Source organism: Methylovulum miyakonense HT12, assembly GCF_000384075.1.
Taxonomy (GTDB): domain Bacteria; phylum Pseudomonadota; class Gammaproteobacteria; order Methylococcales; family Methylomonadaceae; genus Methylovulum; species Methylovulum miyakonense.
In genome coordinates this window covers 4,422,012-4,436,035 of record NZ_KB913025.1, presented here as the reverse complement: position 1 = coordinate 4,436,035, position 14,024 = coordinate 4,422,012, and the positions used below count along the sequence as shown (strand labels likewise).

Sequence of the window (14,024 nt, the reverse complement as noted above, 5' to 3'; positions counted from 1 at the left end):
GTCATGGCCTGGCGATGCCCGTCTTAATGTCAGCTATCCGCCAGTTGGCAATAATTTCCACGATAATACAAAACGGGTTCTCCCGGGCGGCATGTGGCGTGCTGCACTTCCCCGATCACTATCCAATGCGTGCCGGCCAGGACTTTCCCAACAACCTTGCATTCCAGGGACATCAAGCTTTCCGTCAACAACGGCATACCCGTTTCACCTGTTTGCCACGGCGTATTGGCAAAACGGTCTTGTTGGTTGCTACCGCCTGCAAATTGGTTGGACACGTCCTGTTGCCCCGCACTTAACACATTCACCGCAAAATGCTGGCTTTCGTCTATCCCTTCACCGGTATCGGCCTGCTGGTTCAGGCAAACCAAAATTTGTGGGGGGGTGAGCGAAACGCTGGTAAATGCAGTGACCGTCATGCCTTGGTTACCAAATTTTTCCGAATGCGTTGTCACTACAGAAACGCCGCTCGCCCATAGTTGCAACGCTTTTTTAAAATCATCAACACTAACAGTCATTTATCTTTTCCGGTTATTAATAGTCGGATGCTTCTGGCCGACTTTATAAAAAGCCGCCAGTATAGCATGGGTGGTTTTAATGGATATCGGCCACATAACGAATAAACCATGCAGCTAGATGTTCAAGGCGTGTACGCCACTTTATACTAGGTACTTCAAGGCCTTAGGAAAAACAAAAGCCACCCTGCACCCGCCTGAGGGCATAAGCATCCACCCCATATCAAACCACCTGGCCCAATGCCATGGGCATCAACTTTGTTGGGTGCCAAGCCAAGATTTAGGCAATTCAAACCCCAAGCCCGCAAGCGCCTCAAGCTCTTCGTCCACTACGGCAGAAAATGTTTTGTAAAAACAGCCAGGCGCCGATAAAGATTCGGATGCATTGATTTTGCGCGTCACTTTGCCAGGCAAATAACGGTGGTGGCTGATGCCTAAAAAGTCTTCAATCCCTTTTAGCAGGGTGTCAGGTTGCGATTTAATGTCATCATAAGCAATCAGCTTCAAGGCGTCGTCGGGCAATTGTCCACGCATCCTGATGATATGTTGGCTATAAGTGCTATGCCACATGGTTTGGTTTTTGTTGTCGAAATCACGAAAATCCGCTTCTGTCAGCGTTTCTGGATTGACAGGACGTTGTAGCATTTGAAAATGGAATTTGAAGTGCGACCACATCCGTTCATAAGGGTTGCGCAAGACATAACTGACTTTCACTTCCTCGGCCATGCCCAAAATGGCTTCCCACGTTGGTGCACTGACTAGGCACGTGAGATTGCTAAAATCTGCACAATATTGTTGCGTTGCCAGTTGGCTAGGAAAACGCCCGCGATACCAGTTATCATCCATAACCGGCTCCATATAGCTGTCGTACCATTTCAAAAGGTCGGCATATTCCTGTGAGGATTTGTCGCCGTTAAACCTCGTTAGCGCGTTTTCGCGCCGATTGGCCTTATAGTTTTGGTTTAAAGACGGTTTATTGCCATCGCGATAGCTCAGGTAATGCAATTCCTTTTCACGACTAAATACAATGTCGGGGTGTTGCTCAAGCTGGCGGTACAGCCACGTTGTCCCCGCTTTCATGGCTCCGACATTAAGATATAGCTTATTAAACAACTTGTTCATTCATCACCCTCATTGATAGATCCAAAAAATTGCCCTATTGAAGTGCATTAAGGCCAGCACCCAATAGTGCCATTATCACAGAAAAAATGGCCGTACCTAAATCCGTTTTATCATGACAGAACGGCACGCCGACAGCAAAACGTTTTTGGGCATAAAAAATGCTTAGACTAAACCTATTGCCAATATTCGTCGATTGGTGATATTTAACCATTTATAGCTAAAAACTTGCGTATCACTCTATAATTCATGCAAGCAGAGGCTAAAGCCTATGCGCCTATAAAGGGGAACATCACCTTCTTTTAGGAGAAAAGCTATTTTTAAACTAAGGAGAAACAAATGCATACAATTACATTAATCAAAGGTGATGGCATCGGCCCATCCATTATGGATGAGGCGGTAAAAGTGATAGACGCAACGGGCGTCAAAATTACTTGGGAAGAGACTTATGCTGGCATGTCCGCGTTTGAAAAATTTGGTACGCCCCTGCCTGATGAAACCATGGCATCGTTTGACAAAACCCGCGTGGCGTTCAAAGGCCCATTGACCACCGTCGTCGGCACCGGCTTTAGGAGCATCAACGTCGCCCTGCGCCAAAAATATGATTTATACGCCAACGTCCGCCCCGCCAAAAGCTGGGCGGGCATCAAAACCCGTTTCGAAGATGTCGATATTGTCATCGTCCGCGAAAACACCGAAGGCCTGTATGCCGGATTGGAACATTACCTGACCCCTAAAAAAGACATTGCCGAAAGCCTTGCCGTGGTCACCCGTGCCGCGTCGGAACGCATCATCGACTATGCCTTCCAATATGCCCGCGACAACCACCGCCAAAAAGTCACGGTCTGCCATAAAGCCAATATCCTCAAATACACCCAAGGCCTGTTCCTGGACGTGGCCAGGGAAATCGCCCCCCGCTATCCCGACATCCAGTTTGACGAAAAAATCATCGACGCGGCCTGTATGCACATGGTCATGAACCCTAAGCAATTTGATGTCGTGGTCACCACCAATATGTTCGGTGATATTTTGTCGGATTTGACCGCTGGCCTGGTCGGCGGCTTGGGTTTGATCCCCGGTGCCAACATCGGCTCGGACGCCGCTTTATTTGAAGCGGTGCACGGCAGTGCGCCGGACATCGCCGGCAAGAACCTCGCCAACCCGATAGCGGTCATCATGGCGGGCGCGATGATGTTAAGCCATATCGGCGAAGTCGAAGCCGCCGAGCGGGTGGTCAAGGCGGTTGAAAAAGTGGTCAATGAAGGTGTTTATGTCACCCCGGATTTGAACCCCAATTCCAAAGTGGGCACTACCGAAATGGGCAGTGCGATTGTGGCGGCGATGGAATAACAAAATATCCGATCAGGGCTTTGTAATAAACTTACAAAGCTCTTCCGTAACTATAATCTTTCTATTTTCATCCAATAAACCTGGAAACAATGCCCCCCAATGCCGATAGCAAATGAACTGCGACAATTAGCCCGCTCTTATTCAGATAAGCTAAGCAAACAAATCGGCCTGCGTATTGCAGAAATGGAAGATGACGACCATTCCCATTTTTTGATTTACCGAGTTCTAGGTATAACCACCAGCGAAGGTACAAAAATCGACCTTTACCAAAACAAAGGCCGTTTTCTTTATAAATACGCTGGCTCATTTTTGGAAGAAGCGACAAAATTATGCTTTAAAACCGCTTTTCCAGATTCGGGAAGTGTAAAAATCACCAATACTTTAGGCTCGCGACCTAAGACATTTGAAATAGACTGCTTGGTAGACACGGACGCCATCGAAATAAAATGGCGCGATGCCACTACCGATGGCGACCATATCAGTAAAGAACACACTCGAATTAAAGTCATAGCCAATGCCGGATACAAGCCTATCCGCATCATGTTTTATTATCCCAACCGACAACAAGCAAAGAAAATTCAAGAAACCCTAGAAACGCTTTATAAAGGTATAGGCGGTGAATATTACTGGGGAAACAATGCTTGGGATTATGTCCAAAATAGGACAAATATCAATTTGAAAGCCACTTTGGAAAGTATTGCCGAAGAAAGCGCACACGAAGATGAGTAAAACTAATGTAATCCTTCAAGGGGATTGTCTTGACACCATGCGTTCAATTGAGCCTAATTCGATTGACCTTATTTACCTTGACCCGCCTTTTTTCACCGAAAAAACGCATAAGCTAAAAAACCGTGAACGCACCGTAGAATTTAGTTTCGATGACGTTTGGGGCAGCAATAAAGCCTACGCCGATTTCTTGTTTGAGCGTATCGCCATCATGAAATCCTTACTTAAGGAAACGGGTTCAATTTTTGTGCATTGTGATAAAAACGGCGAGCATATTGTCCGGGCAATACTCGATAACGTCTTTGGTGCGGACAATTTCCAATCGGAAATCATCTGGACCTACAAACGCTGGTCGAATACTAAAAAAGGCTTGTTACCTAGCCACCAAAACATTTACTTCTATTCAAAAGGCCCTGGCTTTACCTTTAACCCCGAATACACGGATTATTCAGAATCCACCAATGTCGACCAAATCCTGCAAAAAAGGACACGCGACATTAACAATAAAGTGGTTTACAAACGCGAAGCCGACGGCTCAATCCAACACTCTGATGAAAAACGCGGCGTACCCCTGGGCGATGTGTGGGATATTCCCTATTTAAATCCTAAAGCTAAGGAGCGGGTCGGTTATCCCACGCAAAAACCGCTCTTGTTGCTGGAACGCATCATCAACATTGCTAGTAATGTTGATGACATCGTGCTTGACCCTTTCTGCGGCAGTGGTACAACGTGCGTGGCGGCGCAATTTCTACGCAGAAAATTTATCGGCATTGATTGTTCCGACGATGCCGTACAACTTGCCAAAAGCCGTTTAACATCACCAATTAAAACTGAGTCCAATTTGTTGAAAAAAGGCCGATCTGCTTATCTGAGTGCCGACCAAAACGCTTTGTCGTTATTGGTAGGCTTGGACTTTAATCCGATCCACCGCAACAAAGGCATAGACGCGATATTAACTGAATTATACGAAGGCACGCCTGTGTTGATCCGGGTGCAACGCGAACATGAATCGTTGACAACGGCAGCGGAATTGCTGATTGCTGCAAAGAAATCCAAAAAGGCTAAAAAAGCCATTTTAATCAGGCATCACCGTGATAACCTGTTGGACGATGAAATTAATTTTGATGGCCTGGATATTATTGATTCGCCAGCACTTTCCATAGCTAAAAGTTTCGATTAAGGAACGGTTTTCACATTCAAAACACACTTAAAGCACTTCAAGGAGTATCCCATGCTAGACCAATACCGCAAACACATAGAAGAACGCGCCGCCGAAGGCGTAGTGCCGAAACCCTTAGATGCCGCACAAACCGCCTCCCTTTGCGATCTAATCAAAACCCCACCCGCTGGCGAAGAAGCTTTTATCCTCGATTTGCTCGCCAACCGCATTCCCGCAGGTGTCGACGAAGCTGCTTATGTTAAAGCCGGATTTTTGACCGCGATTGCCAAAGGCGAAGCCAAATCACCGATTTTAACGCCAGAAGATGCCTCCGAATTGCTGGGCACGATGCTCGGCGGTTACAACGTCGCGCCGTTGATTGATTTGCTGGATGTCGCCGCACTTGCGCCTATCGCCGCCAAAGCTTTGTCCCACACCTTGTTGGTGTTCGATGCGTTCCATGATGTGCAAAGCAAAGCCGATGCAGGGAACGTTTACGCCAAACAAGTCTTGCAATCGTGGGCGGATGCCGAATGGTTCACCAGCAAACCTGCCGTGCCGGAAAAGCTTACCGTCACCGTGTTTAAAGTCACTGGCGAAACCAACACCGACGATTTGTCACCCGCACCGGATGCGTGGTCGCGCCCGGACATCCCGTTGCATGCCAAAGCCATGCTGAAAATGCCGCGCGAAGGCATCACCAACGCCGAACAACAAATCAATGAATTGAAACAAAAAGGCTTCCCAGTTGCTTACGTCGGTGACGTGGTCGGCACGGGGTCGTCGCGCAAATCGGCGACCAATTCCGTGCTGTGGTTCATGGGCAACGACATCCCGTTCATCCCCAACAAACGCGATGGCGGTGTTTGTATCGGCGGCAAAATCGCGCCGATTTTCTTCAACACCATGGAAGATTCCGGCGCGTTGCCGTTTGAATGCGACGTGACCCGCTTATTGATGGGCGATGTCATCGACATTTTCCCCTACCAAGGCGTGGTCAAACGCCATGACAGCGAAGAAGTGGTGTGTAATTTCAGCTTAAAAACCGATGTGCTGATGGACGAAGTCCAAGCAGGCGGACGTATTCCGTTGATTATCGGACGCGGCCTGACTGACCGCGCCCGTAAAGCACTGGGCTTATCTGCATCCACCGTGTTCATTCGTCCAACCGACGAAGCCGATTCTGGCAAAGGCTATACGCTGGCGCAAAAAATGGTCGGTAAAGCCTGTGGAGTGGCGGGTGTGCGCCCGAACACTTATTGCGAACCGCACATGACCACCGTCGGTTCACAAGACACCACGGGCCCGATGACCCGCGACGAATTGAAAGATTTGGCGTGTTTGGGTTTTTCCGCCGATTTGGTGCTGCAATCGTTCTGCCACACCGCCGCCTACCCAAAACCTGTCGACGTGACCATGCAACACACCTTGCCGGATTTCATCATGAATCGCGGCGGTGTGTCCTTGCGCCCTGGTGACGGCATCATCCATTCTTGGCTGAACCGCACTTTGTTGCCAGATACCGTCGGCACAGGTGGCGACTCGCACACCCGTTTCCCGATTGGCATTTCCTTCCCCGCAGGTTCTGGCTTAGTCGCCTTCGCCGCCGCCACGGGTGTCATGCCTTTGGACATGCCGGAATCGGTGCTGGTGCGCTTCACTGGCACGATGCAACCCGGCATCACCTTGCGTGATTTGGTCAACGCCATCCCTTACGCCGCCATCCAAAAAGGCTTGTTGACAGTCGCCAAGCAAGGCAAGAAAAACGTCTATTCAGGCCGCATTTTAGAAATCGAAGGCTTGCCGGATTTGAAAGTGGAACAAGCTTTTGAATTGTCCGACGCCTCCGCCGAACGTTCAGCAGGCGGTTGCACCATTAAATTGAACGAAGCCCCGATCCGCGAATATTTGAACTCTAACATCACCTTGTTGAAATGGATGATCGCGCAAGGCTACGGCGATGTCCGCTCCATCGAACGCCGCATCAAAGCCATGCAAGACTGGCTGGATAACCCCGTATTGCTGGAAGCAGACCCCGATGCCGAGTATTTCGAAATCATCGAAATCAATATGGACGAGATCAAAGAACCGCTGCTGGCTTGCCCGAACGACCCCGACGACATCAAACCGCTGTCCGAAGTCGCTGGCACCAAAATTGACGAAGTATTCTTAGGTTCGTGCATGACCAACATCGGCCACTTCCGCGCTGCGGGCAAATTGCTGGAGAAAAACAAAGGCGAATTACCAACCCGTTTGTGGGTCGCGCCACCCACCAAAATGGATCAAAACCAATTGGTCGAAGAAGGCTATTACGGCACGTTTGGTAAGGTCGGCGCACGCACCGAAATGCCAGGCTGCTCGCTGTGCATGGGCAACCAAGCACGGGTTGCGGAAAACTCCACCGTGGTTTCCACATCCACCAGAAACTTCCCCAACCGCTTAGGCAACGGCGCAAACGTGTTCCTAGCCTCGGCAGAATTGGCGGCGGTTTGCTCAATCTTAGGCAAAATCCCCACAGTTGAGGAATACATGGCTTATGCCGAGCAGATTAACGCGACGGCGGATGACACTTATCGGTATTTGAATTTTAATTTGATGGATAAGTATCAAGAGGCGGCAACTGCTTAATTGACGCGGTTGCCTGAAAAAAACTTCCACAGGGCGGGTTATTTAACGCGCCCTTTATGTTTTTGGAATAATTCAAGCATTGAATTGATGTATATAAATTCTGGAGCCGTGCATGTACATAAAAAAAATAGTTCTTAAAAATATTCGCGGCTTTAAAAATCTTGAATTTGATTTAGAACGTCCAGGCGGCAATTATGCGGGATGGACAGTTTTTACTGGTGATAATGGCTCTGGAAAAAGCACTTTACTCAAAGCAATTGCAGTTGCTTTAACAGGTAGAGATGTCGCTAGGGCATTACAACCTAGTTTTCATCGCTGGATTAGTGAAAATGCTGATTCGGCGGAAGGTACGATCGAGCTTGAAATTTTCCCAGAACAAAATATAGATAGTTTTCCGGAAAAAGGACGAACAGCTTATAAACCTTTCCCTGCTAAAATCGTTTTTAAACAATCAGGTAAAGAAACAGTAATGGATCTTACTCAAAATGGTAAGAAAACGTCAGCTGAACGTGGTTTATGGGCTTCAGATGCACATGGTTGGTTTTCTTGTGGGTATGGACCGTTCCGACGTGTATTTGGTGCTTCACCAGAAGCCACTCGTTTAATGGTAGGGCCAACAACAGAACGATTTGTCACTATGTTCCAAGAAGCGGCTTCACTCTATGAAGTCGATCAATGGTTACGCAACTTAAGCCATAAATCGCTTGAAGGCAAAACCGAAGAAGCAAGTCAACTGGCACTTTTGCTGGAAATTCTCAGGGATGATCTTATGCCCAATCAAATCTCAATTGATAGGGTTGATTCCGACGGTTTATGGCTTAAGGATAGAAATGGCTTGCAACTGGCGTGGAGTGAGATGAGCGATGGCTACCGAGCCGCCTTGGCATTGCTGACAGACATCTTAAGGCACTTGATAAATACTTATGGGATTGAAGGATTGGCGGATCGTGATGCCAACAACAAATTAATTATAAAAAGTAGCGGTGTTGTGTTAATTGATGAAATAGATGCCCACCTGCATCCAGAATGGCAAATGACAATTGGTTTTTGGTTAAAACGGCATTTTCCGAATATACAATTTCTTGTCACCACGCATAGCCCGATTATTTGTCAAGCCGCTGACAAAAATGGGCTTTTTGTTTTACCTGAGCCGGGTAGTGGAAATTTGCCGCGCGCATTAACCGATGCTGAACATGACAAAATAATTGCTTCCCGACCTGATACCATTTTACTTACTCCCGCATTCGGCTTGCAAAATACACGTTCGCCTGTAGCTGTAGAAGCCCGCCGCGAATCTGCAAAATTAAAGGCAAAAAAACGTGCTGTTGGAACACTTTCCCCTGAAGACGAACAAAAAATTAAGCAACTTAGTCTTTTCGTGGATGTAGAAGAGGAGGATTGATTGGATGCGGCGGGTTAAGCGTTTGAATCTGGAAATAAGAGTGCAAAGCTATTTGAGTAAAAGGCAAAAACAAGCGAATCAAAAACTTATCAAGGGTTCTTTAGATACTACAACTGAATGGAAAAACGCTCGGCAAACAAAAACAATAGAAAAAGTGCTGAAGGCTCTTCAAGCGATGATGGGCGACCGACAACGCTGCATGTACTGTCTGGATTCACATGGTTCAGATATAGAACATTTCCGGCCTAAAGCCGCTTTTCCTAAGCGTATGTTTCGCTGGCGCAACCTGCTGCTTTGTTGTTCTGAATGTGGACGATTAAAAAGTGATTCTTTTCCTGTTGACGGAAAAAAACCTTTACTGATTGATCCGACAAAAGAAGAGCCGTGGCTGCACCTCGATTTTGACCCTCAAACAGGTAATATTGTCCCCCGTTTTAACCCTAATACAATGACATTTTCGGAAAAGGGTGAACAAACAGTCATTACGCTTCAATTGGATCAACGTGAAGCATTAGCCGCCGGATATAAAAAGACATTTAAAAATCTCTCGGAAGAAATACGGCATTTTTTGGACAATCCAGATAATTCTATTGATGAGTTGATTGCCAAACTTCAAGAAAAAGACGAACATGGCTTATTAGGATGGATATTTTTAGGTACAGGAAGCTTTGTAAATCCTTTCAATGAGTTACAGAGTACCAATCCTTCAGTTTGGTCTGCATGTGCTTCAGCATTTAAGTAAACGGTACAGATGTTAAGATAATTTATGCTGATGTCGTGATTTTTACGGAATTTGTAGTGCAACAACGACACCCAAACTATCTCCCATATTCAGCCATGTAGGGTGGGCAACGCCTTTCGGCCCGCCCTACTAATGCAGGTTAAAGATAACGGATTACCTGATTAGCAAGATGCTTCAGCTAGCACTTACATGATTTCATAACCATTTGTTTAAAAGCACATTATTTGTATTTGAGTTCCAACTTTCCTGTCGGTTTAATGGGTGTTTTGTATCTAGCTGAAGCATCTTGCTAATCAGGACGGATTAAGTGATTTGGTAATCAAAATCGGTCGTCAAGCCGCCAATTTCGCTCTAGCCAAGCGATTCAGGTTAATGTCTAGTTCGGCGGCTTGCATGGCTAAGGCGCGGTGGACTTCTGGGGGTATCCTAACGCGAAATTCACCGCTGTAGCGTTTTTCAGCTATCGGTTCAGGAATGGTCTCGCCGTTGTTTTGCAGGTCTGCCACAACTTCGGCGGCCATTTGCCTGATACCTACCAATACGGACTCTGTAGTAGGCGCCAGCTAAGACAACGATGGAAATTCAGTACACAGCCCAATGTGATCGCCATCATCAGTTGACCAAACCAGGGCACGCCGTGCGTACCTTCATCGGCTACACGATGATTTTGTAAAAAAGTACCCACAGCGTACCCTACAGGCAATTTAACAGCAAAACAGGACACCCCATGCAAACCCTATCCACCCTATCCCGATGATTTACTCATCACCTCAGGAAAATCCCCGCAAGCGCTAGAAAAAGAACTGACTTTTTTGCTGGCAGTTAAGCTGTTTGAACTCCATCGCTTCTCCCTAGGCAAAGCCGCCGCATTTTGCAATATGGGCAAATTGCAGTTTATGTTCGAGCTGGGGCGGTTGGAGATTCCGGTTATCAATCTGGATGACGACCAAATCGCCCATGAACTGAGCGATGACTAAACGCACCATTGTGGGCGACAGCAGCCCGTTGATCGCCTTGGCGGTGATTGGGCAGCTTGAATTATCGCCTAACCTCTACCAGCAAGTGGTGATCCCTGAAAAAGTCTGGGAAGAGTACGGTTGATGGCGCGGGTTTGCTTGGCACATCGGCGATTAGCCAACTGGGCTGGCTGATAATGCAAAAACCATCGCCAGAGTTGATAAGGCCATTATCCATCTTGCTTGATCCCGGTGAAGCGGAAGCGATTGCTTTGGCGATGAGTTTACCGGAATGTACGGTATTGCTTGACGATGCACAAGCCCGACGCGTCGCCGAACGGTTTGGGGTCAATCGTATTGGCACATTAGGCATTTTACGCAAAGCCAAGAAATCGGGATTAATTGCGGCGATTAAACCATTCGCGGTGCAATTACAGGGCAATGGCACACATACGCCAGAGTTTGATAGATGCTGTTTTGAGGGATGTTGGTGAGTAAGCGTATCAGGTTGAGGTGCAGCCACCTTGGAAATCGAAGGCTTACCGGATTTGAAAGTGGAACAGGCGTTTGAATTGTCCGACGCATCCGCCGAACGTTCAGCGGGCGGTTGCACCATCAAGCTCAACGAAGTCCCGATCAGTGAATACCTGAACTCGAACATCACTTTATTGAAATGGATGATCGCGCAAGGCTACGGCGATGTCCGCACTATCGAACGCCGCATCAAATCAATGGAAGCGTGGTTGGAAAACCCGGTCTTGCTGGAAGCCGACATCACAAAATGAAATTGCACTTATTAGTTGAATCCACGATGGAAAAATATCAAGAAGCAACAGCTCAAAACTTAGCATCGTAGGATGCGCTGACGAAAGGCAGCGTATCCTAAAGACGTGCCTTCTCCCTACGGAACCGCCTGAAAAATGCCTGATACAAAATACAGCTAGGGTTAAAGTAGAGCGTATGGGCGGACTAATATAAAAAACCAATTTTTATCTATTAAAATCAAAAAGATAACTAATTGCGCGTAAAATTTGTGGAGGATTTACTATTATTCTGGTATTCCTCCATAGTATTTCTTTATCATTATTGTTATCCTCCCATCAAACTTGTCATATCTCATAAATCAATTAAAATTAATGGGTTATGGTGATCTCAACGAAACATGCCCACTAATTAGGCTTCCATAGGTATTGCAATGCTGTTATAGCCAAGCATAAGGCTTTGGGAAACTGGGATAATCGAAACAAGCCATTTTCCCCATCCAACACTACCGCGTATTTCAATTGAGTTAACCGTCCGAAACAGCCAAACCCATCAATATTGGCCTAGGTATTGAAGATTTCATTTCCGTACCGGTTAAAAACGGGATCGTTTAAGCGAGCCTAAAGATGTCCGGACAGAATCGAAAACATCCCGACTTCCAAGCAGTTGGGTGATATTTACTATAACGTTTGAGGAAGCTAACAATGAGTCGATTATTATTGAAGATGAGAGATGGTGTTTTGCCCGCCGCCGCGATATGGGCTGTGGCCGGTTATGCAATGCCTATGTTGGCAATGGCGGGGGGCGAAGGCGGATCGTGCCCGAAAGCGGTTTCGGTTTCACCGGCACTGCCATCCCCACAGTCTGACGGCAGCACTGGCGGTATAGATTTGTGCGCTGGGGCGGTATTTGCCTGGAACGCCTTCATCTCAGTGAATTGGCCTGCTAAAGAAGGCGTGCGTGATGAACCTGACACCAATAAGCCATTCGGGCAAGGCTCCCCCACCGTTTGGGAAACCATGCGCGCCAAGGTTGAACTCTATCCCGGCAATGGCTCGCCAACAAACCCGCCACATGGTGTGCAGCTAAACCAGCAATCCGCACCCTCCAATCCCCCGGATTACGGCTATAACCAAGCACCGGATTATGTCTATTCGCCCAGCGAAGTGAAATCCGCCGATGGGCATATCAAGGCTTGCCCCAAACAGCCGGAGGCCAAAACGGCGGCCTGGATCCCGTTGGATGAAACCACCCAGATTGGCAACAACCAAACCTTTGCCGGTGTTTTGCCGGAAAGAGATGCGAATGGCCTAAACAGCAAACCCCAGCTTATCCGTTACGCGGTGAAGATGAACAAAGCGACTTACACGAACGTGGTCAGCGGGCAGTATTGGTATCACGGCGATGGCTCACCATTGGGCAAAGCGGCAAACAACTATAAAGCCGCCCTTCAGCAAGGGCAAGAGGCCGACCCTGCTTCGCCTTATGTCAATTTTGGCAGCACTGACCCCAAAGACCCCAATTACTCGGTCGAAATAAAATCTGCATGGCGGCCGTTGACGGACAAAGAGGCCGCGTCCGGCCGTTTCTACCGGACAACTGTCCGCTATTATGAAGAAGACGGGGCTGGAACCCCTTGTTACCGTGAAGACACTTGGGGATTGGTCGGGATGCACCTGATCAGCTTCCCTATTAGCGCCCCTTGGGTCATTTGGTCCACTTTTGAGCAAACCGACAATATTTTGGCCGCCAATAATAGCGCGACCGAAGATGCAGAAGGCCGTGTGGTGTTGCCAACCACCGAAGGCCCAACGACCCCGCTGTTATCATCAAACCCTGATGCCCTAAAACCCGTCGTCAGTAAAACCGGCGATTATTGCACCCAACCAGGCGCACGCCTGTTTTTCCGCGAGAACCCCAATTACGGCACTTTGCCCGCTGACGGTGACATTTGCGTCAACAAGCGTTGGCATCCCATCCCAGACCCCATCATAGAAGCGAATGTCTTGGGGCATCAGGCGATCCGGTCTTATCTTAAATCATTAAAAGGTAGCCCCAGCACTTCCCCTTGGCTGTATTACAAGCTGGTTAATGTGCAGGCGACCCCTGTTGATTATAGCGGGAAAGACGATCAGAGGTTCAGCACCACACCGACGTATTACACCGCCAACGCAACCATCGAAACCGACTATTCTTTAGGGATGTTCACTGGTGATTTGGTTAATGGCGTACCTAGCAACAAAGTGGCGAACGGGGATTCCATAACAGACTATTACAACACCCGGCTGCTGCCCTTCCAGGCAGGAAGGCTGGGGTTTTTGAAAACCCCGATACGGATGGGTGGTTGCGGCGGTTGCCACGGTTATGCCGCCACGCAGGGACAGGATTTCAGCTTTGCCTTAGGCGACAATGTAAAAAAACCCGAACCGGTCAATGCGTTTAAGAACGCCAAAACCTTCCGCAACTATAAACCGTAAGCCCGCCTCTGGCGCGCATATGCTCGCCATCCACTGTTGTTTACACCTGTTTTAAAATCAACAGCGGGGTATAAGCCTAGGCTTGTACCCCGCCCCCTGCCAAACGATATGCCCTGTTCTCTTTGCTGGCCTAGGTTCCCACTGCTACGGACATCCTTCTTTTTAAGGGACACAAACCAAAGGATAGGGTT

Annotated in this window: 12 protein-coding genes and 2 pseudogenes; 11 read left to right on the top strand and 3 right to left on the bottom strand. The window is 47.9% G+C overall.

Annotated elements, in window-relative coordinates; genetic code table 11:
- Positions 1 to 29: 29 nt before the first annotated feature.
- Together METMI_RS0121615 and METMI_RS0121610 are read right to left on the bottom strand one after the other, a co-directional pair.
- Positions 30 to 515: a flavin reductase family protein gene (locus METMI_RS0121615; protein ID WP_019868384.1), complete on the bottom strand. Its 486-nt coding sequence runs from the start codon at positions 513 to 515 to the stop codon at positions 30 to 32.
- Positions 516 to 764: 249 nt separating this feature from the next.
- Complete coding sequence (locus tag METMI_RS0121610) at positions 765 to 1,634, bottom strand: sulfotransferase (protein ID WP_019868383.1); 870 nt, start codon at positions 1,632 to 1,634, stop codon at positions 765 to 767.
- A 336-nt stretch (positions 1,635 to 1,970) separates the two neighbouring features.
- Here METMI_RS0121610 and METMI_RS0121605 point away from each other — a divergent pair, with 336 nt between their 5' ends.
- From METMI_RS0121605 to METMI_RS25880, 6 genes are all read left to right on the top strand, one after another.
- On the top strand, positions 1,971 to 2,981 hold the full coding sequence (locus METMI_RS0121605; protein WP_019868382.1) for an isocitrate/isopropylmalate dehydrogenase family protein: 1,011 nt from the start codon (positions 1,971 to 1,973) through the stop codon (positions 2,979 to 2,981).
- A 99-nt stretch (positions 2,982 to 3,080) separates the two neighbouring features.
- Positions 3,081 to 3,710: an ApaLI family restriction endonuclease gene (locus METMI_RS25885; protein ID WP_019868381.1), complete on the top strand. Its 630-nt coding sequence runs from the start codon at positions 3,081 to 3,083 to the stop codon at positions 3,708 to 3,710.
- Positions 3,703 to 4,887, top strand: a complete 1,185-nt coding sequence (locus tag METMI_RS0121590) for a DNA-methyltransferase (RefSeq protein ID WP_040572815.1) — start codon at positions 3,703 to 3,705, stop codon at positions 4,885 to 4,887. The genes METMI_RS25885 and METMI_RS0121590 overlap by 8 nt, the downstream gene beginning before the upstream one ends.
- 51 nt (positions 4,888 to 4,938) lie before the next feature.
- Positions 4,939 to 7,494, top strand: coding sequence for a bifunctional aconitate hydratase 2/2-methylisocitrate dehydratase (gene acnB, locus METMI_RS0121585; protein WP_019868379.1), 2,556 nt, complete (start codon positions 4,939 to 4,941; stop codon positions 7,492 to 7,494).
- Between the two features lie 112 nt (positions 7,495 to 7,606).
- A complete protein-coding gene (locus tag METMI_RS0121580) occupies positions 7,607 to 8,896 on the top strand; it encodes an AAA family ATPase (protein ID WP_019868378.1) in 1,290 nt (429 codons plus the stop codon).
- Between the two features lie 40 nt (positions 8,897 to 8,936).
- Complete coding sequence (locus tag METMI_RS25880; protein ID WP_156829941.1) at positions 8,937 to 9,638, top strand: HNH endonuclease family protein; 702 nt, start codon at positions 8,937 to 8,939, stop codon at positions 9,636 to 9,638.
- Between the two features lie 332 nt (positions 9,639 to 9,970).
- Here the strand turns inward: METMI_RS25880 and METMI_RS27590 are convergent, their stop codons facing one another.
- On the bottom strand, positions 9,971 to 10,159 hold the full coding sequence (locus tag METMI_RS27590) for a toxin-antitoxin system HicB family antitoxin (protein ID WP_019868376.1): 189 nt from the start codon (positions 10,157 to 10,159) through the stop codon (positions 9,971 to 9,973).
- Between the two features lie 240 nt (positions 10,160 to 10,399).
- Here METMI_RS27590 and METMI_RS25010 point away from each other — a divergent pair.
- The 5 genes and pseudogenes from METMI_RS25010 to METMI_RS25000 all read left to right on the top strand — a co-directional run.
- Positions 10,400 to 10,615, top strand: a pseudogene (locus METMI_RS25010) (UPF0175 family protein); the annotation flags it as partial.
- Positions 10,608 to 10,739: a hypothetical protein gene (locus METMI_RS28215; RefSeq protein WP_019868374.1), complete on the top strand. Its 132-nt coding sequence runs from the start codon at positions 10,608 to 10,610 to the stop codon at positions 10,737 to 10,739. The pseudogene METMI_RS25010 and the gene METMI_RS28215, both read left to right, overlap by 8 nt.
- A 10-nt stretch (positions 10,740 to 10,749) precedes the next feature.
- The gene (locus METMI_RS25005) at positions 10,750 to 11,088 is read left to right on the top strand and encodes a hypothetical protein (protein ID WP_019868373.1); all 339 of its coding nucleotides are present in this window, start codon (positions 10,750 to 10,752) and stop codon (positions 11,086 to 11,088) included.
- Positions 11,089 to 11,118: 30 nt separating this feature from the next.
- Positions 11,119 to 11,367 (top strand): annotated as a pseudogene (locus tag METMI_RS0121555) (hypothetical protein); the annotation flags it as partial.
- Positions 11,368 to 12,060: 693 nt separating this feature from the next.
- Complete coding sequence (locus METMI_RS25000; protein ID WP_156829940.1) at positions 12,061 to 13,833, top strand: hypothetical protein; 1,773 nt, start codon at positions 12,061 to 12,063, stop codon at positions 13,831 to 13,833.
- Positions 13,834 to 14,024: the final 191 nt, after the last annotated feature.